General features: G+C 65.7%; 22 protein-coding genes. 5 read left to right on the top strand and 17 right to left on the bottom strand.

Annotated features, from left to right (window positions below):
- Positions 1-148 precede the first annotated feature (148 nt).
- The 11 genes from xerD to FZI91_RS14895 all read right to left on the bottom strand — a co-directional run bounded on the left by xerD (position 149) and on the right by FZI91_RS14895 (position 11,348).
- Positions 149-1,105, bottom strand: coding sequence for a site-specific tyrosine recombinase XerD (xerD, locus tag FZI91_RS14945; RefSeq protein ID WP_155939773.1), 957 nt, complete (start codon positions 1,103-1,105; stop codon positions 149-151).
- Complete coding sequence (locus tag FZI91_RS14940; RefSeq protein ID WP_162526068.1) at positions 1,102-1,755, bottom strand: NUDIX hydrolase; 654 nt, start codon at positions 1,753-1,755, stop codon at positions 1,102-1,104. Before FZI91_RS14940 ends, xerD begins: the two co-directional genes overlap by 4 nt.
- Positions 1,748-3,442, bottom strand: a complete 1,695-nt coding sequence (locus FZI91_RS14935) for a CTP synthase (RefSeq protein ID WP_162526069.1) — start codon at positions 3,440-3,442, stop codon at positions 1,748-1,750. Before FZI91_RS14935 ends, FZI91_RS14940 begins: the two co-directional genes overlap by 8 nt.
- A 154-nt stretch (positions 3,443-3,596) precedes the next feature.
- The gene (locus FZI91_RS14930; RefSeq protein WP_162526070.1) at positions 3,597-4,541 is read right to left on the bottom strand and encodes a copper transporter; all 945 of its coding nucleotides are present in this window, start codon (positions 4,539-4,541) and stop codon (positions 3,597-3,599) included.
- A 27-nt stretch (positions 4,542-4,568) separates the two neighbouring features.
- The gene (steA, locus tag FZI91_RS14925) at positions 4,569-5,753 is read right to left on the bottom strand and encodes a putative cytokinetic ring protein SteA (RefSeq protein WP_162526071.1); all 1,185 of its coding nucleotides are present in this window, start codon (positions 5,751-5,753) and stop codon (positions 4,569-4,571) included.
- A gap of 142 nt (positions 5,754-5,895) precedes the next feature.
- A complete protein-coding gene (recN, locus tag FZI91_RS14920) occupies positions 5,896-7,668 on the bottom strand; it encodes a DNA repair protein RecN (RefSeq protein WP_162526072.1) in 1,773 nt (590 codons plus the stop codon).
- A 2-nt stretch (positions 7,669-7,670) separates the two neighbouring features.
- Complete coding sequence (locus FZI91_RS14915; protein WP_155939769.1) at positions 7,671-8,624, bottom strand: NAD kinase; 954 nt, start codon at positions 8,622-8,624, stop codon at positions 7,671-7,673.
- The gene (locus FZI91_RS14910) at positions 8,624-9,430 is read right to left on the bottom strand and encodes a TlyA family RNA methyltransferase (protein WP_155939768.1); all 807 of its coding nucleotides are present in this window, start codon (positions 9,428-9,430) and stop codon (positions 8,624-8,626) included. Before FZI91_RS14910 ends, FZI91_RS14915 begins: the two co-directional genes overlap by 1 nt.
- 2 nt (positions 9,431-9,432) lie before the next feature.
- Positions 9,433-9,654, bottom strand: a complete 222-nt coding sequence (locus tag FZI91_RS14905) for a hypothetical protein (protein ID WP_155939767.1) — start codon at positions 9,652-9,654, stop codon at positions 9,433-9,435.
- Between the two features lie 49 nt (positions 9,655-9,703).
- Complete coding sequence (locus FZI91_RS14900; RefSeq protein WP_155939766.1) at positions 9,704-10,708, bottom strand: HAD-IIA family hydrolase; 1,005 nt, start codon at positions 10,706-10,708, stop codon at positions 9,704-9,706.
- Entirely contained in the window at positions 10,701-11,348 is a 648-nt protein-coding gene (locus FZI91_RS14895) for a tetratricopeptide repeat protein (RefSeq protein ID WP_162526097.1), read from the bottom strand. The genes FZI91_RS14900 and FZI91_RS14895 overlap by 8 nt, the downstream gene beginning before the upstream one ends.
- Positions 11,349-11,689: 341 nt before the next feature.
- Here FZI91_RS14895 and FZI91_RS14890 point away from each other — a divergent pair, with 341 nt between their 5' ends.
- Positions 11,690-13,348 (top strand): ABC-F family ATP-binding cassette domain-containing protein, encoded by a 1,659-nt coding sequence (locus FZI91_RS14890; RefSeq protein ID WP_155939765.1) that lies wholly within the window; start codon positions 11,690-11,692, stop codon positions 13,346-13,348.
- A gap of 2 nt (positions 13,349-13,350) precedes the next feature.
- Here FZI91_RS14890 and tyrS read toward each other — a convergent pair whose 3' ends face one another.
- Both tyrS and FZI91_RS14880 read right to left on the bottom strand, forming a co-directional pair.
- A complete protein-coding gene (gene tyrS / locus FZI91_RS14885) occupies positions 13,351-14,640 on the bottom strand; it encodes a tyrosine--tRNA ligase (RefSeq protein WP_166548256.1) in 1,290 nt (429 codons plus the stop codon).
- Between the two features lie 139 nt (positions 14,641-14,779).
- Positions 14,780-15,397 carry a DNA-3-methyladenine glycosylase gene (locus tag FZI91_RS14880; protein WP_162526073.1) on the bottom strand — a complete coding sequence of 206 codons (618 nt, stop codon included), beginning with the start codon at positions 15,395-15,397 and terminating at the stop codon, positions 14,780-14,782.
- 49 nt (positions 15,398-15,446) lie between these two features.
- Here FZI91_RS14880 and FZI91_RS14875 point away from each other — a divergent pair, with 49 nt between their 5' ends.
- The 3 genes from FZI91_RS14875 to FZI91_RS14865 are packed head-to-tail and all read left to right on the top strand — an operon-like array spanning position 15,447 to position 17,595.
- Complete coding sequence (locus FZI91_RS14875) at positions 15,447-16,208, top strand: ABC transporter ATP-binding protein (protein WP_155939763.1); 762 nt, start codon at positions 15,447-15,449, stop codon at positions 16,206-16,208.
- A 20-nt stretch (positions 16,209-16,228) separates the two neighbouring features.
- Positions 16,229-16,996 (top strand): ABC transporter permease, encoded by a 768-nt coding sequence (locus FZI91_RS14870; RefSeq protein ID WP_155939762.1) that lies wholly within the window; start codon positions 16,229-16,231, stop codon positions 16,994-16,996.
- Positions 16,993-17,595 (top strand): TetR family transcriptional regulator, encoded by a 603-nt coding sequence (locus FZI91_RS14865; RefSeq protein ID WP_155939761.1) that lies wholly within the window; start codon positions 16,993-16,995, stop codon positions 17,593-17,595. The genes FZI91_RS14870 and FZI91_RS14865 overlap by 4 nt, the downstream gene beginning before the upstream one ends.
- Here the strand turns inward: FZI91_RS14865 and FZI91_RS14860 are convergent.
- From FZI91_RS14860 to FZI91_RS14845, 4 genes are all read right to left on the bottom strand, one after another.
- Positions 17,584-17,796, bottom strand: a complete 213-nt coding sequence (locus FZI91_RS14860) for a Trm112 family protein (protein ID WP_155939760.1) — start codon at positions 17,794-17,796, stop codon at positions 17,584-17,586. The genes FZI91_RS14865 and FZI91_RS14860 overlap by 12 nt on opposite strands.
- An 11-nt stretch (positions 17,797-17,807) precedes the next feature.
- Positions 17,808-18,287 carry a hypothetical protein gene (locus FZI91_RS14855; RefSeq protein WP_155940097.1) on the bottom strand — a complete coding sequence of 160 codons (480 nt, stop codon included), beginning with the start codon at positions 18,285-18,287 and terminating at the stop codon, positions 17,808-17,810.
- 73 nt (positions 18,288-18,360) lie between these two features.
- Entirely contained in the window at positions 18,361-19,551 is a 1,191-nt protein-coding gene (locus FZI91_RS14850) for a cytochrome P450 (RefSeq protein ID WP_155939759.1), read from the bottom strand.
- Positions 19,552-19,553: 2 nt separating this feature from the next.
- Complete coding sequence (locus tag FZI91_RS14845; protein ID WP_375234364.1) at positions 19,554-20,987, bottom strand: ABC1 kinase family protein; 1,434 nt, start codon at positions 20,985-20,987, stop codon at positions 19,554-19,556.
- A gap of 80 nt (positions 20,988-21,067) precedes the next feature.
- Here FZI91_RS14845 and FZI91_RS14840 point away from each other — a divergent pair, with 80 nt between their 5' ends.
- Entirely contained in the window at positions 21,068-21,664 is a 597-nt protein-coding gene (locus tag FZI91_RS14840; RefSeq protein WP_155939758.1) for a TetR/AcrR family transcriptional regulator, read from the top strand.
- Positions 21,665-21,715 lie beyond the last annotated feature (51 nt).

Below are 21,715 nucleotides of genomic sequence, written 5' to 3'. Positions count from 1 at the left end.
CGCGAGGGGCTCACGGTGCTTGATTCTCTTCGCGCGAGCGCCTCATCGGTGGCATTCGGGCAAGTCTAGTGGGGTTGCGACCGCAGATAGCGGCAACCCGCGCATGCGGGCTGCGATGAGTCGCTTGCGTGAAGAGCGCCGGCACCAGTTATCGCGCGCGGGGGTGCGCACCGGCCCATACTTCGCGCAGCGAACTCACCGTGACCAGTGTGTAGATCTGTGTGGTCGTCACCGAGGCATGGCCGAGTAATTCCTGGACGACGCGAACGTCGGCGCCACCCTCTAGGAGGTGCGTTGCAAAGGAATGCCGCAGTGTGTGCGGGGACACCGCCGCGCTGATCTTGGCGCGCTCGGCGGCATCGGCGAGCACCTGCCAGGCGCTCTGCCGTGAGAGCCGTCCACCCCGAGAGTTCAGGAACATTGCCGGGACGCCACCTCGTCCGCGGCGCGCCAGGTCCGGACGTCCACGCACCAGATAGGCCTGGAGCGCTTCCACCGCGGGCCGCCCCACGGGCACGAGTCGCTGCTTGCCGCCCTTGCCCCACAGCAGCGCCGAGCGGGCGTGCACGTCGACATCGTCGACATCGAGCCCCACCGCTTCGGAGATGCGAGCACCCGTCGAGTACAGCAGCTCCAGCAGCGCACGATTGCGCAGATCGAGTGGCCCGACACAGGCACCGGTCTGACCGCCGCCCGCGGCGGCCAGGAGTGCCTCGACCTGGTCGAGGGTCAGGCTCTTGGGCAGCCGCCGGTTGGGTGTCGGCGGTTTGACGGCGCGAGCCACATCGATGGGTACCAGCCCTTCGATGGCCGCAAAGCGATGTAATCCGCGCACTGCAATCAGGGCGCGGGCCGCCGAGGAGGCCGACAGCTCGGGCACGCCGTTGTCGGGATCGCCCCGGCGCAGCGTGACGACGAAGTCGCTGACATCGGGTTCGGTGACGTCGGCGAGCCGGCCGATCTTGCGTTCTGCGAGATGCTGTTGGTAGCGGCGCAGGTCGCGGCGGTACGAGCTGAGCGTGTTGGCGGCGACGCCGCGTTCCACATCCAGGTGGTCCAGATAGGACTGCATTTCGCCGCCGAGCGCACCGACCGCTGTTGTCATATCGCTGCTTTGCGTTCCGCGAAGGCTGTCGGTCGGTCCGGCCAGGGCGCATCGAAGGGGCGAGTGTGGTGGCCGGTCAGCGCGACGTGTGCGGACAGAATGCCTGCCGCGGCAATGGCATTGACGATCTCGCCGGCAAGCACCATGGATACCGCGTCGGGCAGCGGTAGCCAATGCACCGTCATGTCGGCCTCTTCGTCGTGGCTTTCGCCGCGGCCCGGATGCGTCAGCCCGGTCGCCAGGAACACCCTGACCACCTCGTCGGTGAACCCGGGCGAGGCGGCGGCATCCACGAGTACCCGCCAGGTGGTGGCCTCGACGCCCGCCTCCTCGAGCAACTCCCGGGCGGCGGCCAGCTGCACGTCCTCGCCTGCGATGTCCAGCAGGCCCGCGGGCAGCTCCCAGAGCCGGTGCCCGAGCGGATGGCGATACTGATGCACCAACGCGATCTGCCCGATCTCGTCAACCGCTGCGACGGCCACCGCCCCGTAGTGCTCGACAACCTCTCGGATCGCGCTGCCGCCGCCGGGCATCGCGACACGATCACGGCGCAGCGCCAGAATCCCGCCTTGGTAGATGGGCTCGGACTCCAGGGTGACGAACTCGTGGCGTTCTTCCTCCTCGGGGCCCCCGGAGGCAGTATCAGTCACTGTCAGGGTCCAGCGGAAGGCGCTCGCCCGCTTTGTATTCCATGGTGGCGCGGATGAACGCGGCGAACAGCGGGTGCGGGCGGGTGGGTCGGCTCTTGAGCTCCGGATGAGCCTGGGTGGCCACCGCGAAGGGATGGATATCCCTCGGATATTCCACGAACTCCACCAGATGCCCGTCAGGGGATGTCCCGGAGAACCGCAGACCGCTCTCGGCGATCTTGTCGCGGTACGGGTTGTTCACCTCGTAGCGATGCCTGTGCCGTTCCGACACCTCTGTCGACCCGTACGCCTCCGCGACGATCGAATCGGGCGCCAGGACGGCGGGATAGGCGCCGAGGCGCATCGTGCCGCCGAGGTCCGCCTCACCGGCGACGGCCCGAACCTGATCGGCCATGGTGGCGATCACCGGGCTCGGGGTGTCGGGATCGAACTCGGCCGAGTTGGCGTCGGCCAGACCCGCCGAGCGCGCCGCCTCGATCACCATGCACTGGAGGCCCAGACACAGGCCGAGTATCGGGAGACGCCGCTTACGGGCGTACCGAATGGCGCCGAGCTTGCCCTCGATGCCGCGGATGCCGAACCCACCGGGGATCAGCACACCGTCGACGTCGCCGAGTTCGGTCTGCGCACCGGCCTCGGTCTCGCAGCTGTCCGAGGGCACCCATTTGATGTCGACCTTCGTGTGGTGCCGGAATCCTCCGGCCCGCAAGGCCTCGGTGACCGATAGGTACGCGTCAGGTAGGTCGATGTACTTGCCCACCAAGGCGATTCGTACCGACTCGCTGGGTTCATGGACACGCTGCAGCAGATCGCCCCACTCGGTCCAATCGACGTCGCGGAACGGCAAATTGAGCCGGCGCACCACATACGCATCGAGCTCTTCGCGATGCAGCACCTTGGGAATGTCGTAGATCGACGGGGCGTCCGGGGTGGAGATGACGCCGTCGACATCGACGTCGCACATGAGCGCGATCTTGTTCTTGAGCGGCTCCGGCACGTCCCGATCGCACCGCAGGATCAGTGCGTCGGGGGTGATGCCGATGCTGCGCAGCGCGGCCACGGAGTGCTGGGTTGGCTTGGTCTTGAGCTCGCCGGACGGCTTGAGGTACGGGACCAGCGAGACGTGCAGGAAGAAGACGTTGTCCCGGCCGACGTCGTGGCGGATCTGCCGCGCGGCCTCCAGGAAGGGCTGGGACTCGATATCGCCGACCGTGCCGCCGATCTCGGTGATGACCACGTCGGGCCGCTTGCCATGGGCATCGGGCTCGGCCATCGCCAGGATACGGCTCTTGATTTCGTCGGTGATGTGCGGAATCACCTGCACGGTGTCGCCGAGGTACTCCCCGCGTCGCTCCTTGGCGATCACCGACGAATAAACCTGTCCCGTCGTGACATTGGCCGATCCGGAGAGATTGCGGTCCAGGAAGCGCTCATAGTGCCCGACGTCGAGATCGGTCTCGGCTCCGTCCTCGGTGACGAACACCTCTCCGTGTTGGAACGGGTTCATGGTGCCCGGATCGACGTTGAGATACGGGTCGAGTTTCTGCATCGTCACTTGCAAACCACGCGAGGTGAGCAGCTGCCCGAGGCTGGAGGCAGTCAGTCCCTTGCCCAGCGAGGAGGCAACTCCACCGCTGACGAAGAGATGCTTGGTAGCGGTTTGAGGATGCTTGCGAAGACTTGCCAAGTTGGCTCCCGTGACGACTGCGCAGGGCAATTCTTCATAGCTCGGGGCCCTGCTGACCCACGGAACCTCACCCTAACAAACGCGACGGCAACCGGCACTGAACACGCCGCGCGGTGTGGCTTAGATCGCTCACGACACGCGATTCGATGCGTGCCTACGGCACGGTGATCGAAGTAGCTCCCGGTCCCAGTCCATACCGACCGGAGTGTCCGTCGGACTGTTCACGCAGCGCCAGGACGGTGGTGATGCGGCCCGAGGCCATTTCGATGTCGTCGACAGTGCTAGCCGCGGAGGCCATGGATCCGTCGGCCCGCGTAACCGCGATAGATGCGATGCCGGTGGCCGACCCGCTGCGTCCGGTGAGGACGGTTCCGGATCCACGTCGGTCCAGTGCAGCGGCGAAGCGTGCGACGGTCGAGCCCTTGTTTCCGGCGTCGTCGGGCAGTGCTCCCCCGGTGACGACCACGGCGAGGTTCGCTGCCGACACCTGTCCATCCGTGTAGGTGATGAATCCGCTCTGGCGCAGGGCCGACAGTGCGGTGTCCCGCTGCGCATCGGTCACCGGCGGCGCCGGGTCCTCTGGTTTGTGCGCGGGAAGCTGGAGCACGATGCCCACCAGGTCGCCGGCCTGCGACCCCTGGTCGACCATGTCGGTGCGCAGCTGCGTCCCGGCGGGCAGGATCGACGAATTGACGATGGTGCGCAACCGCTCGCCCTGGTTCGCGTCGGTGAACTGATCGGTCAACCCGACCCTGCCTGACACCGAGCCGCCGGCCGTGGTGATCAGCTGGGCGATCGCGTCGACATCGGAGCGGTCGGCTTCCGGGGTGGTGAATAACACCACCTTGCGATCACTCAGCGCATCCTTGAGCATGCGGGGCGCCATGGTGGCATCGAAATTACTTGCGGCATTGAGCTTTTCGTTGAGCGCGTTTTTGTCCTGGTTTAGGTCCTCGATCTGCCGCTGCTGGGTGCGTTTGTCCTCACGCAGCCCCGACAGCAGTGTGTCGTTGAGCAGGCCGGAACCGAGTACGACACCTACCGCGAGGGCTAAGAACACCGCGGCTAGAGAAATTGCATGCTGGCGCAGGGTAATCACGTGTGGTCCCTCGTGGAAGGTGGCTCGTCAGCTGACTAGGTTCTGCGCCCAGACGATGAGGCGGTTCCAGTAGGCGAGCAGCCATTCGGCCGCGCTGTCACCCGCGCTGGTCACCCACAGCATGGTGATCACTGCCACCAGCACCGCCAGGATCAGCAACGCGATTGCCCCGCCGGAGAAGCGGTTGCGGTACAGCGTCGCAACGGCTTTGGAGTCGACGAGTTTGGCGCCGACCTTCAGTCGGGTTAAGAAGGTCGACGGGTTCGACTGCTGGCGTTCGCGATCAAAGAACTCCTCGATGGACGCGGTATGCCCCACGGTGACGATGAGTGATGCCCCATGATGATCGGCCAGCAGCAGGGCCAAGTCGGCGGCCGAACCTGCGGCCGGGAATGTCACCGCGCCGACGCCCAGATCCTGAATGCGTTCGAGTCCGGCCGCATGTCCGTCGGCGTCGGCTGGAAGCACCACCTGCGCCCCGGATTTCAAGACATCGGTGCTCATCAGCAGCGGGTCGCCCACCACGATGAGCGGTCGGTATCCGGCCTTACGCAGGATGTCGGCGCCCGTGCCGACACCGATGAGAACGGGTTGGTACTCCTTGATGAACGGCTTGAGGTTCTTGAGGTCGAAGGCAGCGCCGACACCGTCGGAGACCACCACGACGTGCCTGTTGCGCAGGTCGATGTCTACGTCGGGGATGCCGATGCCGTCGATGAGCAACGGGCTCTCGCTACGGATGAATTCGATGGTGTTCCCGGAGAAGGCTTCCAGGTGTGCGACCAGACCGGTCTTGGCGTCGGCCATCAGATCGTGGATGTCTGCGTCGGTCCGCGGAGTCCCGGCGATGAGGCGGCGGTCGCCGTTGTAGATACCGCCGTTGTGCACCCGAACCGTGGAGCCGTCCTTGACCTTCTTGAAGACGTCCGGGCCGATGCTGTCGATGAGGGTGATGCCGTTGGCGACCAAAACCTCGGGACCGAGATTCGGGTAGCGCCCGGAGATCGACGGTGAGACGTTGACCACGGCGCTTACCCGCGCGTCGACCAGCGCATCGGCGGTGACGCGGTCGAGATCGAGAATGTCGATGATGGCGACGTCACCCGGGTTCAAGCGTTGCAGCAACCGGTTGATGTCTCGATCGGAGCGCACTGTTCCGACGATGCCAGGCCTTGAACTGCTGCTACGAGTGAGCATCGTGGTCAAGTTCATGACGGTGATCATGGCGCGATGGGCCGGTGAGCAGGTGGAGGCGCGCCGTAACACCTGTCACATTAGTCACTCCCGTACCCCTAGTTGGGGCACACCAGAGACGTTTGGAGCGTAGCTAGGCTCTAGAAGTACGGCGCGTGCTCTACTTCTCGCTGCGGGCCGCGTCGAGCAGCTCGCGGGCGTGCGCGCGGCCGGTGTCGGAGTCGCCGAGGCCGGCCAACATCCGGGCGAGCTCGGCCACTCGGTCCTCATCATCGAGACGCCGGACACCGCTCCCCTTGCTGCCCACCCGGTCGACGGTCAGATGGATATCTGCGAAGGCAGCCACCTGCGGCAGGTGCGTCACAACGATCACCTGGTGGGTGTGCGCCAGCTTCGCCAGCCGTCGGCCAATCTGTACGGCCGCACGGCCACCCACGCCGGCATCGACTTCGTCGAACACCATGGTGGTTCCCGCTGTTGACGCGGCCAGTACTACCTCGAGTGCCAACATCACGCGTGACAGCTCGCCACCGGAGGCGCTCTTGGCCAGCGGCAGCATCGGGTTGTCGTGATGTGCCGCGAATCCGAACTCGACGGCATCGGTGCCCGAAGACCCCGCGTGCACGGCCTGCCCGGGTGTGAGCTGCAGCGGCGCCGAATCATCCGCCCTGGCGGGAATCGGCTCGACAGCGATGGTGAATGCGGCCCGATCCATTGCCAATCCGGCCAGCTCGGCGGTGACGGCCTTGCCCAACGCCTTGGCTGCCTTGGCGCGTGCCTTACTCAGACCCGTTGCCGCGGCAGCGAGTTCGCCAGCGAGCAGATCCACGCGCTGGGATAGAGCGCTGAGTGCCTGGTCGGAGGTGTCGACCTCGGCCAGCCTGGTGCGCGCGTCCTGAGCCCAGGCAAGCACGCCGTTGAGGTCGGCGGCGTATTTGCGCGTCAGCGTGCGCAACTGACCTTGGCGGGCCAGCTTGTCCTCGAGTGTGCTTGCATCGCTAGGCAATTCGTCGGCGAAGGCAGTGAGTTCACGCGAGACGTCACTGACCAGGGTCAGCGCCTCGGTCAATTGGGGCGCCAGGGCCCGTAGCGCGGCGTCATCGGTGGCTTCCAGCAGCGACTTGGCCTTCGCGATGCGCTCGATCGCCGCATCGGAGTCGCCCGCCCCACTGTCCGAGCCGTAGTCGGCTCCCGCGAGAGCACCACGGGCCGAGGTCGCCGCGTCACGCAATGCATCGAGTTCGGAGAGCCGATGGATATCGGCGGTGAGCTGATCGTCCTCCAGCGGTTTCGGGTCGATCGCATCTATTTCCTTGAGCGCGAAGGCGAGCCGGTCGGCTTCCTGCGCCAGCTCACGGGCTCGGTTGGTGCGGTCGATGAGGTCGCGTCGTGCGGTCAACCACTGCTCGCGCAGCTTGCGGTAGGTGGTGAGTTTTGCCTCGATGCTGGCTGGACCTTCCGAGGCGAATCGGTCCAGCGCCGCGAGCTGCTGCTCTGCGCGCATCAATCGCAGCTGGTCGTTTTGGCCGTGCACCGTCAGCAGGCCTGCGGTGAAGCCGGCCAGCGATTTGGCGGGCACGCTGCGTCCGCCAAGGTACGCCCGCGAGCGGCCATCGGCGGTAACCGTTCGGGCGGCGATGACGCTGCCGTCGTCGTCGCGTTCTGCCCCAGAGGAATCCAAGAGTTCGGTGACCTCGGCGGGTTCGGCGCCGAGGGGGTCCGCGGTGAGGAATCGTCCTTCGACGACGGCGCGCTCTGCGCCCGCTCGCACCCGGTTGGCGTCGGCACGCGCTCCGCCAAGCAGATGCAGGCTGGTGACGACCATCGTTTTACCGGCTCCGGTCTCGCCGGTCAGCACGGTCAGGCCGCTGTCGAACTCGGCGGTGGCGGCGGGGATGGCGCCCAGGGACTCGATACGAATCTCGGTAAGCACGGTTACCTTCCCCGCCAGCCCTTGACGGGCAACTGGAACTTGCGGACCACCCGGTCGGCGAACGGCTTGCTGTCCAGGCGCGCCCACAGCACCGGTTGATGCCCGCGGACCACCTCGACTCGTCCGCCCGGTGGCACCCGGATCTCCCGGCGTCCGTCGCAGAACAGCAGCGCATCATGCCCGTCGGGCTCGATCTCGACCGCGACGGTGGCGGCCGGGCTGGTCACCATCGGCCGGGCAAACAAGGCGTGAGCATTGTTGGGCACCACCAGGATCGCGTCCAAATCGGGCCACACGACTGGTCCGCCGGCCGAAAACGCGTAGGCGGTCGAACCCGTCGGTGTCGAGATGAGGACCCCGTCGCATCCGAAGGCCGACACGGGTCGAGCATCCACCTCGAGCACCACCCCGAGCACACCCAGCCGGGGGCCCTTCTCGATGCTCACTTCGTTGAGTGCCCAGCCGCGCTCGGCCACCTCGCCACCGATGCGGACCAAAACGTCCAGCGTCATCCGGGTCTCTACGCGGTAGGTGCCCTCGACGACATGGGTGAGTACGGCGTCAATCGCCTCGGCCTCAACCTCGGCGAGAAATCCAATGCGGCCCAGATTGACCCCGAGCACCGGCGCGGTGGCGCTGCGCGCCAGATCGGCCGCCCTCAGGAAGGTGCCGTCTCCGCCCAGCACCAACACCAGCTCGCAGCCGGTGGCGGCATCCTGATCGGCATCGACAACCTCGACATCGACGCCGAGGGAACGGAACTCGACAGGATCCAGGTGTACCGGGCCGCGATCGATCGCCTCCGCGGTCAACACCCGCAGCGCGATACCGTTCTCCCCCAACGTTTTCGCGACTCGCCGGGCGGTTTCGGTCACTTCATCGCGCCCGGTATGCGCGACTAGCAAGATCTTACGTTCGCTCACGTGAGTCTCATGTTCTTCGCCCAAGCGGCTCATCACTGCGGCCCTTCCGTAATAGCCTCGGCAACGGCGGTCTCGATATCCAGGCCGGAATCTGTCTTCCGGAGCCACAGGAAGTATTCGACGTTTCCGGAAGGTCCGGGCAGCGGGCTGGCCGTCACTCCCGCGGTGTGCCAACCGCGCGCGAGGGCACGACGGGCGACGGACACGACGGCGTCGGCGCGCAGCTGCGGATCGCGCACCACACCTCCCGCGCCGACGAGCTCCTTGCCCACTTCGAACTGCGGTTTGACCATCGGCACGATATCGGCATCCGGTGTCGCACAGGCAATCAGCGCGTCAAGGACCAGGGCAAGCGAAATGAAGGACAGGTCGGCAACGATCAACTGAGCAGCCCCGCCGATCAGCTCCGGAGTCAAGGCACGCACATTGGTGCGATCCAGCACGGTTACTCGGTCGTCGGACTGTAGTGACCAGGCCAGCTGCCCGTACCCCACGTCGGCGGCCACCACCTCACGGGCGCCCGAGCGCAGCAGCACCTCGGTGAAACCACCCGTCGACGCGCCGGCATCCAGGCACCGCTTGTCGTCTACGCAAAGCCCTTGGGGGCCAAAGGCATCCAATGCCCCCAGAAGTTTGTGGGCTCCACGCGAGACCCACCGGTCTTCCGATTCCCCTTGCACCACCAGGGAAGCAGTCGCGGGAACCGCGGTGGCGGCCTTCGATGCGGGAATGCCGTCGATGCGGACTCGCCCCGCGTCGATGAGTTCGGCGGCCTGTTGGCGTGAGCGAGCGAGCCCGCGCCGCACCAACTCGGCGTCGACCCTGGCGTGCCGAGCCATGGTTATCCCTGCTCCGCGGATTCCAGTGCTCGGACCAACACGTCGTGCGCCTGCTCAAGGACCTGTGCCTGAGTTTCCAGATCCAGTTCGGCCTCGGCGCCGTCAACGACAGACGGTGGGACGAGCTGTCCCAGCAGCGCGTGCACCTGGGAGCTGACCTCGTCAGGGTCGGGACCGGAGGTCTGGCGGGCCGCGGCGTGCGCAAGGTCGTTGGGCGTGGTCATCGCGCTCAAGGCTAGTTGATGGCTGCTACGTCGCAGGGTCGGCGACACACTATCCGGCAGAAAGCTGTCGCAGGACCTCTTCGGTGTGGTCATCGGTGGCGACGATGGGCCGGACCGCCGGTGCCGCACCGGTGGCCCACACCGCGGCTGCCAGCGACTGCGCCAGTGACAGGGATGAACCCGAATCGTTCAACGCGCTCACCGAGATCTGATCCGCATCCACCGTGACCTGCCACGACGCCTTCAATTCGATGCGTGCATCGGCTTCCGGCAGGTGCAGAGAGCTCAGATCAGTCCCCAGAAACCTCGGCCGGTGGGTCACCTCCGCCCAGATCGCGTCGATGGCGCTATTCACGCCGGTGAGAACCATGAGACTGGGCAGGCCTGCGGCATTGGCCCCGGCGATGTCGGTGTCGAGGCGATCGCCGACAACGAGCGGGCGGGCGAAGCTGCCCCGAGCCAACGCATCCTCCATCAAGGCGCGACCCGGCTTTCCCGCCACCACCGGATCAGCATCGGTGGCGGTGCGCAGCGCGGCGACCATGGACCCGTTACCAGGCAGCAGGCCCCGCTCGGTCGGCAGCGTTGCGTCGACATTGGCCGCCACCCAATAGGCACCGGCGCGAATGGCGAGCGCAGCCTCGGCGAGGATGGCCCAGCAGGTTTCGGGCGAATGTCCCTGGACGACGGCTCGGGGCGCCTTATCGAAGGAGCGCACCGGGGTGAGCCCGACGGCCGACACCTCGGCTGCCAGTGCCTCCGTGCCCACAACCAGGACGGCGTCATCGCGGCGAAGTGCTTCCGCGAGCAGCCGCGCGGCGCTCTGGGCACTGGTGACAACGTCGCCGGGCTCTGCGGCGAAACCCAATGAGATGAGGTGCTCGGCCACCTCGGGGGCAGATCTGCTGGCGTTGTTGGTGACGTACAGCTGCCGCACGTCGCCGGCGGCTGCCAGCGAGGCGATGGCATTCGGGGTGGGTTCGGCGCCCCGGAAAACCGTGCCGTCGAGGTCAAGGAGCAGACAGTCGTATGCGTCGACGAGTGTGTCAGGCAAGCTCGGCGGCCCGATCCTCGGCGTCGGTGTGACCCTCGGCATCGGCGTCGGCGGCGTGCAGGAACCATTGCACTGCTTCGGTTTTGCGGTCCAGGGCCAACAGAATGTCGGCGTACGCGTAGAACAGGCGAGCCGCGACCACGCCGATACGCTTCGGATCCGGCGCGGGCGTGGACAGCACCGCCAAGGCCTGATCGAGCTGACCCATGTCGGCGCGCGCCCCGGCGATGACGATGCGTAATTCATCGGCGGCATCGCCGGTCAGGGCCTTGGCCTCGTCGCCGCGGGCGAGTTCGATGGCCCGCTCGGGCCGGCCCACTCCCCGTTCGCAGTCGGCGATGAGCGCCAGTAGCGGCGATCGGGTGCCCATCCGCTTGGCCGCCCGCAGCTCGGACAACGCCAGTGCCCAGTCGCCGCAGTGATATGCGGCGATCCCCAGCGCCTCGCGGACGCCGGCGATGCGGGCCGCGCGGCTCTTGGCGGCTTTGGCATGGTCGAGCGCGGCCTGCGGATCCTCGTCGAGCAGGTTACCCGCGGCCACCATATGCCGGGCCACGGTGTCGGCGGTGTTCTTGTCGAGGCTCAGGAGCTCGGCACGGACGTCCGGCGCCAACTGTTTGGCCTCGACCTCGTCGGGAATGTGCGGGCCGAAATTCCGCGGGGCCTGCGTGCGGTCCTCGGCGCGACGGGGCCTGCTGGGACGGTCGTCGCCGCGGTCTTCGGAACGGCGCGGTCGTGCGGGGCCGCTACCACGGTCGTCGCGGCGTGCGCCGCCGTCACGCGACGGCCGACCGGTTCCCTGCTGCTTGGGTCCCTGTCGATTGGGTCCTCGGTGGTTGGCGTCTTGCCCCACGGGCATCTCCTTGTGTCGATCCGCCGCTTGCGCGAAGACCATCTGTTACTGCGCGAGTATGCCGGTAGCAGGCCCTCCGCCGGAAATTCGGTGGCGATCCATGTGACCGATTGCGCAGACTGGTGGCTATGAGCCATGTGCAGCTCGATGCCATCGGCTACTACCTCCCCGACGGCAGAGCGCTACTCCACGATGTGAGCCTACGGGTGGGCGAGGGCAGCAAAACCGCACTGATCGGCCCCAACGGGACCGGCAAGACGACGCTATTGCGCATCATCGCCGGCGATACTGATCCGCAGGACGGGGCCGTCACCCGCGGTGGCCACCTTGGCGTGATGCGACAGTTCATCGGCTCCGTGCGGGACGATTCGACGGTCCGCGATCTGCTGACCTCAGTAGCGCCCGATCGGATCAGACTGGCCGCCGAGCGCCTTGACCGTGCCGAGCTCGCGTTGATGGAGCGCGACAGCGAGCAGGACCAGCTGAACTACGCGCAGGCGCTGGCCGATTGGGCCGACGTCGGTGGCTACGAATTTGAGACCGAGTGCGATGTGCACACCATGGCCGCGCTGGGAATCCCGTTTGACCTGGCTAGGTTTCGCGGCGTCAACACGCTCTCGGGTGGCCAGCAGAAGCGCCTGGTTCTGGAGTCGCTGCTGCGCGGGCCGCATGAGGTGCTGTTACTCGACGAGCCCGATAACTATCTCGATGTCCCGGCGAAGCGCTGGCTCGAGGAGCAGCTCGCCGAATCTCCTAAGACGGTGTTGTTTGTCAGCCACGACCGGGAGCTGATCAACCGGGCGGCCACCCAGATCGCCACGCTGGAACCCACCCGGTCCGGGTCCACGCTGTGGGTACATCCGGGTTCGTTCGCGACGTACCACCAAGCCCGGGCTGACCGGAACGCCAAGCTCGCCGAATTGCGTCGGCGCTGGGACGAGCAGCGGGCCGCGCTACGCGAGTTGGTGTTGATGTACCGGCAGAAGGCCGCCTACAACTCCGATATGTCGAGCCGTTTACAGGCAGCCGAGACGCGGCTGCGCCGATTCGACGAAGCAGGGCCACCCGAGGCGGTACCGCTGCGGCAGAACGTTCGCATGCGCCTTACCGGCGGTCGCACCGCCAAGCGCGCCGTGATCGCGGAGAACCTCGAATTGTCCGGTCTCACAAAACCGTTCAACACCGAACTCTGGTATGGGGATCGCGTTGCGGTGCTGGGAGGCAACGGCACCGGCAAGTCGCATTTCCTGCGCTTGTTGGCCTGTGGCGGCACCGATCCGGAGGCGGATCAGCTGCCGGTGGGCGACATGATCCCCGAGCCGGTGCACCATGACGGACAGTTGCGGTTGGGTGCGCGGGTGCGTCCTGGCTGGTTCGCGCAGACGCACCATCACGAAGGGCTGATGGACCGCACGCTGCTTGATGTCCTGCATCACGGAGATGAGCGACGTGCGGGGCGCGGGCGCGAGCAGGCCACGCGGATTCTGGATCGCTACGGGCTGGCAGGATCGGCTGAGCAGAGCTTCGGCTCATTGTCCGGGGGCCAGCAGGGCCGGTTTCAGATCCTGCTTTTGGAATTGATGGGGTCGACGCTGCTCCTGCTCGACGAGCCGACCGACAACCTGGACCTGCATTCGGCCGAGGCGCTCGAGGACGCGCTGGCGGCGTTCGACGGCACCGTCATTGCGGTCACCCACGATCGGTGGTTCGCCCGGACCTTCACTCGGTTCCTCATCTTCGGTGAGGACGGCAAGGTGAAGGAATCGGCCCAGCCCCGATGGGTGTAGGGCTAGCGGACTCGCTGCACTCCAGCGATGTTTCGCTTTCCGCGCCGCAACACCAGCCAGCCGCCGGTGAGGTAATCGGTGTCGGCCGGGGTCCACTCCTCGGCGTCGATCCTGGTGTTGTTGACGTAGACGCCGCCCTCCTTAAGGGTGCGGCGTGCGGCGCCCTTGCTCTCTGAAAGCCCGCTGGTCACTAGCAGATCCACGATGGTGGCGGGTTCGCCGTCCGCGAGCCGGGCGGGTGCGCCGTTGCCGGCCTCGGTGAGCGCCGCGGTGAGCGTGCCCTCGTCGAGCCGGTCCAGTTCGCCGCGCCCGAATAGCGCCCCGCTGGCGAGTTCCACGGCCGCAGTGGCGCTTTCGCCGTGCACCAGGGTGGTGACCTCGGTGGCCAAGCGGCGCTGGGCGGCGCGTTCGTGCGCGCGCTCCGCTGTCGCGGTCTGGAGTTCGCCGATCTCGTCGGCGGACAAGAAGGTGAACCAGCGCAGGTAACGCACCACATCGGCGTCGGCGGTGTTGATGAAGTACTGGTACCAGGCGTACGGACTGGTCATCTCGGGGTCGAGCCAGAGATTGCCGCCGCCGGTGGACTTGCCGAACTTCGCACCGTCGGCGGAGGTGACCAACGGGACGGTCAACGCGTGCACCGAGGCGCCGTCGAGCTGCCGGGCCAGCCGGACACCCGCGACGATGTTGCCCCATTGATCCGAGCCGCCGATCTGCAACGCGCAGCCGTACTTTCGGTGGAGCTGCACATAGTCGTTGGCCTGCAGCAGCATGTAGGAGAACTCGGTGTAAGAGATGCCGTCGCCCTCGAGGCGCCGGCGGATGGTGTCGCGGTCAAGCATGACGTTGACCGAGAAGTGCTTGCCCAGATCCCGCAGGAACTCCAGGGCGGTGAGCTGACCGGTCCAGTCGAGGTTGTTGGCGACGATGGCTCCGGTTGGGCTGTCGGCATCGTCGCTGAATTCGACGAACCGTTCCAGCTGACCGCGGATCCGGTCGGCCCATTCGGCCACGACGTCTGAGCCGTGCAGGCTGCGTTCGGAGGTGTCGCGCGGGTCTCCGATGAGGCCGGTCGCTCCCCCCGCGAGCACGATTGGCCGGTGTCCGGCGCGCTGGAAACGGCTCAGGGTGAGCAGGGGCACCAGGTGCCCGGCGTGCAGGCTCGCCGCGGTGGGGTCGAATCCTCCATAGACGCTGATCGGTCCCTTCGCTACCTCGGCCGCGAGGGCCTCAAGGTCCGTCGTTTGCGCGATGAGACCGCGCCAGCTCAGCTCGTCGAGTATGGAAACCACTCGGCAATCATCCCCTATCGGATTCAGCGCGCCGGATACCAGTCATGCCAGCGCGGTGCCGGGGTGCCGACGAGGTCATCGGCGACTGTGGTGATGACCTCGCGCAATTCGAGATGCGTCATCTGCGTGTGGCCGGTGATCAGCCATGTGGGCCGGTATCCGCTTGTGGCGCTCGCGGACTGCGCTTGTACGCCGAGACCTCCGAGTACCCGTCGAGCCAGAATCGCCAGGGGCGATCCGCCGCCATGCTGACGCCCACCCGGGGCCCGGAGCGCGCCTTCTGCATGCGGTTCAACGTGATTCGTACCGGACTGGACCCGTGGAAGACGTCGACGCCGTTGTCCTCCGGGGTAATGGCGAGGGCGGCGCCGAGGTTTCCAGGCCCCCGAGCCAATCCCGCGTCGTCGCGTGCGGTGGGGCGTCGCTGCCGGCACACCGGCGCGCCGTCGACAATCGCGCCGGCGCGCATCAGGACTCCGCCGGCGACCCCATCCGAGCCGCAGACAACGTTGGCGCACAGGTGAATTCCGTGACTTCGGTACACGTATAGGTGCCCGGCCGGCCCGAACATCACCCGGTTGCGATTCGTCGGCCCGCGGAACGAGTGCGACGCGGGATCGGGCCATGGACCGTCGGGCATTCCGCCGTACGCCTCGACTTCGACGATCACCGCACGCACACCCCGGGACTCGATGGTGGCTCCGAGCAGGCGCTGCGCGGCCTTCACCGGATGGATCGAGAGAATCTCGGCGCTCACCCCACGATTGTCCTTGACAGGCGGTCGCAACGAGCCCACTATTCACCATATGATGAGTTCATCGAATGGTGAATTAACTAACGGTCGACACCGTGCGGCGATTGAGGTCGAGAATCTTCGGGTGATTCGGGGCGGTTTCAAGGCGCTCGACGACGTGTCGTTACGAATTGCACACGGCACCATCACGGGCCTGTTGGGACCGTCCGGATGTGGCAAGACAACCCTGATGCGCTGCGTCGTCGGTACCCAGATCGTCGAGTCCGGGACGGTACGTGTGCTCGGCCTGGAGGCAGGATCTCCGGCGCTGCGCCGCAGCATCGGCTACGTCACGCAGAACCCGACGATCTACAACGATCTACGCTCGATCGACAATGTGCGCTACTTTGCCGCGCTCTATGGCCGCACTAAGGCCGACGCCGATGCCGCGCTTGATGCCGTTGGTCTGCGGACACACCGCCTGGCCTACTGCGGTGATCTGTCCGGAGGACAACGCGGACGCGTCTCGCTCGCCTGTGCGCTGGTAACCCAGCCCGAGCTCTTGGTACTCGATGAGCCGACCGTAGGCCTGGACCCGGTGATGCGCGCCGAGCTGTGGGAGCAGTTCCAACGCCTCGCGGCCGCCGGCGCCACGCTGCTGGTCTCTAGTCATGTCATGGACGAGGCCGATCACTGTGGCGACTTGGTGCTCATGCGCGAGGGCCGGGTGTTGGTCCACACCACACCCAGTCAGCTGCGTCGTGACACCGCGTGCGAAGGGCTGGAAGAGGCCTTCCTCTCGGTGATCCGGCGCAGCGAGGTCCCGGCCGCCTAGCCAGAAGGGAATGAAACGGTATGTACGCCCAAGCCTATTTGGGGGCCTATGTGGCCACCACCGGACGAGTGCTGCGTCAGCTACGCGCCGATCATCGAAGTATGGCGATGATCCTGCTCATCCCCAGCGTGCTCATCACCCTGCTGTACTTCCTCTACCGGGACCTGCCCACCGCCCCTAATCGCACGTCTCCCTTCAATATCGCCTGTCTTTTCGTGCTCGGCCTCATCCCCTTTGTGGTGATGTTCCTCATCACGTCGATATCGATGCAGCGCGAACGGGTTTCGGGAACCCTGGAACGTATCTTGACCACTCCCCTGCGACGCTTTGATCTGTTGGCCAGCTACGGCACCGCCTTCTCGCTTGCGGCCGCGGCACAGGCCACCATCGCATGCCTGGTCTCGTACGGATTGTTGGGTCTGTCCACCGCGGCCGGCGCGGAGTGGGTGTTCCTGATTGCGATCGGTAACGCGATACTCGGAGTCGGCCTGGGCTTGCTGTGTAGTGCCTTCGCGCGCACCGAATTTCAAGCAGTGCAATTCATGCCGGTGGTGGTGATTCCCCAGCTGCTGCTCTGCGGCATTCTCGTCCCCCGTGCGGCAATGCCCGAATGGCTGCAATGGTTCAGTAACGTGATGCCGGTGAGCTATGCGGTCGAGGCGTTGCAACAGCTGGGTACCCACCCGGATCTGACGGATGTGGCGGCACGGGATATCGCCGTCGTGTTCGGCTGCGCGGCGGTGGCGTTGTGCCTGGCCGCCGCCACCTTGCGTCGCCGCACTCCATGACGCCCAAGCGGCCCGGCCGTCGCCCGGGCGCCAGTAAGGCGCGCGAGGAAATTCTGGCCAGCGCGCGAAAACTGTTCTCAGCCAGTGGAATCGACAAGACATCGATGCGGGCCATCGCCGCTGATGCGGGCGTTGATCCCGCCCTGATACACCACTACTTCGGAACCAAGCTCGACCTGTTCCGCGAGTCCATCAAGCTGCCTGCCGACCCTGAGCTGCTCCTTGAGCCCCTCCGTCAGACCAAGGCCGACGATATTGGCCACATGTTGCCCAAACTCCTGGTGACGGTGTGGGACTCAGAGTTGGGCGCCGGCATGTTGGCCACCGTCCGGTCCCAGCTCAGTGGCACAGACACCAGTCTGGTCCGGGTGTTCTTTCGCGATGTCGTGCTCAAGGCCCTTGGTGATCGCGTCGACAACCCGGTGGGATCGGGTGTGCTTCGCGCCGGGTTCGCCGCGACCCAGATGCTGGGCATCGTGATGGCGCGCTACATCATCAAGCTCGAACCGATCGCCTCGATGTCTGCCGACGAGATTGCGGATATGGTCGGACCGAACATTCAGCGGTATCTGACCGGCGACCTGCCGTCAGAGAGCTGACTGAGTGAGTCGCTCGTGCTCCTCGTCGGACACGTCGCGCGCCTCGTCGGGCAAGAGCACCGGGATCGAGTCCTCGATCCGGTACGCCTTACGCAGGCGAGGGTTGTACAGGAGGCCGTGGTGCTCGTCACCAACGAGCAGGAGCGCCCCGCGGTCGATCGGGCACACCAGGATGTTGAGTAGCGCAGCGTCAAGAGTCATGTCAAGGGATATCAGCCGAGCGGGATGTTCTTGTTGAAGATTTCCTGACCGCCGCCACCGCTGACGCCGATACCCGGGCCGGGATTGACGTTCGGCGGCCCACCGTTTGGGTTGTTAGTTCCGTTGGTGCCGGTGATACCGATGTGGACGGGCTGCTGTGGCTTCTGAGCGGCCTTGAGGAATTGGGACTGCGTTGCGATGACCGACTTCAGCGCATTGATCAGCGGCATCTGGCTAGGCCGCTTGTCGAGTGCGGCTTTGAGGGCGTCATTTTGTGCCGAACTGACCTGGGCGCCCTTGGACCGCAGCTGCAGGGACGTACGGACCAGGTTCGAGACCTGACCGCCGCTGGTTCCGATGGAGTACTCGTGCGCGATGTCGTCGAGTACGTCGGCGCTGGCAGTGCCCACGCCGGGCCCGAACACCAGGGCAGCAGATAGACCGACGGCGGCCAGCGCGGTGCCTGCGAGGGCGCTTACGCGTCTCGGCATTGTTGGCATTGACGAGTTCCTTCTGGTGTTCCCGGGAAGTGCTGAGCCGCCAGCCTAACAACAACCAGGCATCTCAGCAGCGGAAGGCGACGGGCAGGTGTACCGGTCCGCGAATTGCGGGGGTGTCCCGCCATACCGGCGGACCTGCGAGAACAGGATCGCGGGCGAGGATCCCGCGCAACGCGATCTCGGTTTCCAACCGGGCAAGCGCGTTACCCAGGCAGTGATGCGCACCGTATCCGAATGACAGCGGCAGTGGCCCCCCTCGGCTTGGACGGAAATCCGTGGGGTTATCGAAGATGTCGGGGTCCCGGTTTGCGGCGGCGATGATCACCAGCGCCTGCTCACCGATGCTGATGTGCGCGCCGTCGAGGTCGTGTCGCTGTGTCGCGACGCGACCCACGGCCTGCACCGGCCCGTCGAGGCGCAGCAGTTCGGTGATGAGCGCGTTGTCCACGCCTGCGCATTGGTCAAGCAATCGGGATCCGTCGGGGAAAGGGGTGAGCAGCCGCAGCATCGCGGTGCCCAACAGGTTGGCGGTGGTCTCGTGCCCGGCGACCGCGATGGTGACGGCCGTGACGACGACATCTTCGAGCTCGAGGTTGGCATCGGCAGCCAGGTGGCTGATCAGATCCTCGCCGGGGTGTCCGCGACGGTCGGCTGCCACCGGCAAGAGTTCGGTCATCAACGTCATGAACGCGCCGATGCCGGCGTCGAAGGCGGCTGTCTCAGAAGGACCCAACGCGCCGAGCATTCGGGCGATGGCCGGTGATTCGTCACGGAGCAGTCGCGAGGAATCGGGTTCCAGGTCCAGCCAGGCGGAGACGACGGCAATCGGCAGCGGCAGTGCGATCTCCGACATGAAGTCGACGGTGGTTCCCACCGGCACCTGGGCGATCGCAGCACTGGCGATCGCTTCGATTCCGTCGCGCAGACCGCCAATAAAGTTGGAGGTGAACACATCCCGCACTGATCCGCGGAGCCGACGGTGATTATCGCCGTCGGAGAAGAGCATGGAGCTCGAGAACATGTCGGGCCCGGCGACGGCCGTCAGATCCCTGAATTGGGGTGTATCGGTGGCGTCGCTGGTCCAGCCGGCGTCACTGAGTACCTGCCGAGCAGCGCGGTACCCGAGCACCAGCCACACCTCGTTTGCGTCATCACGGATCACCGCGCCGCGTCGGCGCTGGTCCTCGTAGTACGGGTATGGGTTCGTCGCATTCCACGGAAGGCGTCGAATATCGGGACTATCGACAGTTGTCATGATCATCCAATCCGAGAGGCGCGCTGGCGATGTTCCTCGTGGTCATCCAGCCCGAAGGGCAGCCCGCGCTCGAGCACCCACGCGCGATGCTGGATGCCGAGCGGTGACACGGGATCTGCGAGGCCGGCAAGGTCTTCTATCATCCCGCGGGCATGGAAAGTGCACCCGAGCGTTCCGAGAATGATGTTGATACCAAAGGTGATTCGTCCGAAGTAGGTGTGTTCGCCGGGGACCGTGAATTGGCGGACCCGCGGGTCGCCGATACTGAATGTCCTTCGAGCCGAACGATCGGCGGTCTCTCTGTCGTAGGTGACCGGCTGTGGCGCCAGAAACTCTTGATAAGCCTCCGCCATCCAGGAATACGCATCCTCGGCCGATATGGTCGAATCCGTGGGTATGAAGCCGCCCTTGACCATTAGGTGCCGCCACTCATCGGGCTTCAGGTATCCCATCCCGAACATCAGATCGACGATCTGGCGACGCTGCACCTCGGTATATCGCCTCACGCAACCGAAATCGACGATCCCCACAGATCCGTCGGTCCCAAAACGGTAGTTGCCGGGGTGTGGGTCCGCGTGAAAAAGGTTGGAGTGGCAGAGCGACCCGCCGACAAAACGCCAGATCACCTCTCCCCATGAGTCTTTCAACTCTTGTCCGGCCTCTTGGGCAGCGGCCCAATCGAGACCCTCGACAAAGGTCATCGTCAGGACCTTGTCACCGCAGGCCTCGGGGATCAGCTCGGGAACTCGGATGAACGGATGCGCCCGGTACAGCTCGCTGAATGCCGTGATGCTTGCGGCTTCGTACCGGTAGTCGACCTCTTCGGAGATTCGAGCGGCAATCTCCTCGGCCATTTCACGCAGGTCCACTCGAGCGATCCCTGTGGCCGACATCCCGAGTCGCATAAAGGTGGTCACCAACTCTGTGTTGGCGAGGTCATCCCGGATCGCCTGTGCCACACCGGGGTACTGGATCTTTACTGCCACCTGCCGGCCGTCGTGCAGCACGGCGCGATGTACCTGCCCAATCGACGCCGCAGCCATCGGCTCGTCGGAAAACTCGGCAAAGATTTCCTCAACGGTGCGTCCGAGATCGGCCTCCAGCACGTCACGAGCGAGCTGCGGCGCCATGGGCGGCGCGTCGGCCTGGAGACGGCTCAAGGCTTTCTGATACGGCGAGAAGTTCCCTTCCCCGATGTGGGCCATATCCACCATCGACAGCATTTGCCCGACCTTCATGAGCACGCCCTTGGAGTGACCCAGGTACTCGGCGTACTGCTCGGCGGTGTGCTCATGGAACCGCCTCACTGCCCCAACGTCGCCAGCCTTTTCACGTATGCCTGCGACCAATCGACCGCCTGCGGCGCGTGCCGTGAATCCGGCCAACGGCATGGTGCGCCGCATTCTCCCCCGCGTGATTCCGTCCTCGCCGGCCATCGTGACCTCCCTATCGCCGAGCGTATCGAGCTGATAAAGTGCTCACTTGGAAACACTAAGTGGTCACTTTGGAGCTGTCAATGGTGGAAACGAGTACCAAGGATCGCCTGATCGTCGAGGCGATGCGGCTCTTCGGCGAGCAGGGGTACAAGGCGACGAGCGTCGCGCAGATCGAGAAGGCTGCCGGGCTGACGCCAGGTTCCGGCGGGCTGTATCACCACTTCAAGTCCAAAGAGGCACTCCTGGATGCGGGCATCGATAGGCAACTGGATCGGCGCCGGGCCATGCAAGACATTCGTTCGCTCTTCGTCGGGCTCGGAGATCTTCGCAACGAACTGACGATGCTCGGCAGATATGTCTTGGTAGTACTGGACGAGGAGAGCCAGCTGTTTCAGCTCGCTTCCAGTGTTCCGGCCGGGCGTCCGGAGCGACTCACGAATGCCCTTGCGGCGCTGTTCGACAGCATGTACGGGGAACTGTCGGAATGGATCCGGGGGTGGGCACCCGACGTCCCCGCCGCCGAGGCCAAAGCGATTGCGGTGGTGGGCATCAACGCACTGATGGGTAAGCGCGTCGCCAATGGGCTATTGGCGTCGTCCGGAGTCGCGATCGCCGATGAGGACTTTGTCGCAGAGTGGACCTCGACCCTCGCCGTCCGCATCGAGTCGCTTCGCTGACCCGGCCCGCGGCCGTGTCGAACGGCTAGCTCGCGCGTCACCGCTGCCTTC

It is taken from the genome of Mycobacteroides sp. CBMA 271 (assembly GCF_009729205.1).
Lineage (GTDB): Bacteria > Actinomycetota > Actinomycetes > Mycobacteriales > Mycobacteriaceae > Mycobacterium.
This window is presented reverse-complemented; position numbering and strand designations above follow the sequence as displayed.

Excerpts from the sequence above, each read along its gene's own strand:
- steA (WP_162526071.1), bottom strand. The coding sequence starts at position 5,753 with ATGAACTTGACCACGATGCTCACTCGTAGCAGCAGTTCAAGGCCTGGC.
- FZI91_RS14840 (WP_155939758.1), top strand. The coding sequence starts at position 21,068 with ATGGTGGAAACGAGTACCAAGGATCGCCTGATCGTCGAGGCGATGCGG.
- FZI91_RS14890 (WP_155939765.1), top strand. The coding sequence starts at position 11,690 with ATGAGCCATGTGCAGCTCGATGCCATCGGCTACTACCTCCCCGACGGC.
- FZI91_RS14915 (WP_155939769.1), bottom strand. The coding sequence starts at position 8,624 with ATGAGCCGCTTGGGCGAAGAACATGAGACTCACGTGAGCGAACGTAAG.
- FZI91_RS14870 (WP_155939762.1), top strand. The coding sequence starts at position 16,229 with ATGTACGCCCAAGCCTATTTGGGGGCCTATGTGGCCACCACCGGACGA.
- FZI91_RS14910 (WP_155939768.1), bottom strand. The coding sequence starts at position 9,430 with ATGGCTCGGCACGCCAGGGTCGACGCCGAGTTGGTGCGGCGCGGGCTC.
- FZI91_RS14850 (WP_155939759.1), bottom strand. The coding sequence starts at position 19,551 with ATGACAACTGTCGATAGTCCCGATATTCGACGCCTTCCGTGGAATGCG.
- FZI91_RS14905 (WP_155939767.1), bottom strand. The coding sequence starts at position 9,654 with ATGACCACGCCCAACGACCTTGCGCACGCCGCGGCCCGCCAGACCTCC.
- FZI91_RS14845 (WP_375234364.1), bottom strand. The coding sequence starts at position 20,987 with ATGGCCGGCGAGGACGGAATCACGCGGGGGAGAATGCGGCGCACCATG.
- FZI91_RS14875 (WP_155939763.1), top strand. The coding sequence starts at position 15,447 with ATGATGAGTTCATCGAATGGTGAATTAACTAACGGTCGACACCGTGCG.
- FZI91_RS14855 (WP_155940097.1), bottom strand. The coding sequence starts at position 18,287 with ATGCCGAGACGCGTAAGCGCCCTCGCAGGCACCGCGCTGGCCGCCGTC.
- FZI91_RS14865 (WP_155939761.1), top strand. The coding sequence starts at position 16,993 with ATGACGCCCAAGCGGCCCGGCCGTCGCCCGGGCGCCAGTAAGGCGCGC.
- FZI91_RS14860 (WP_155939760.1), bottom strand. The coding sequence starts at position 17,796 with ATGACTCTTGACGCTGCGCTACTCAACATCCTGGTGTGCCCGATCGAC.
- xerD (WP_155939773.1), bottom strand. The coding sequence starts at position 1,105 with ATGACAACAGCGGTCGGTGCGCTCGGCGGCGAAATGCAGTCCTATCTG.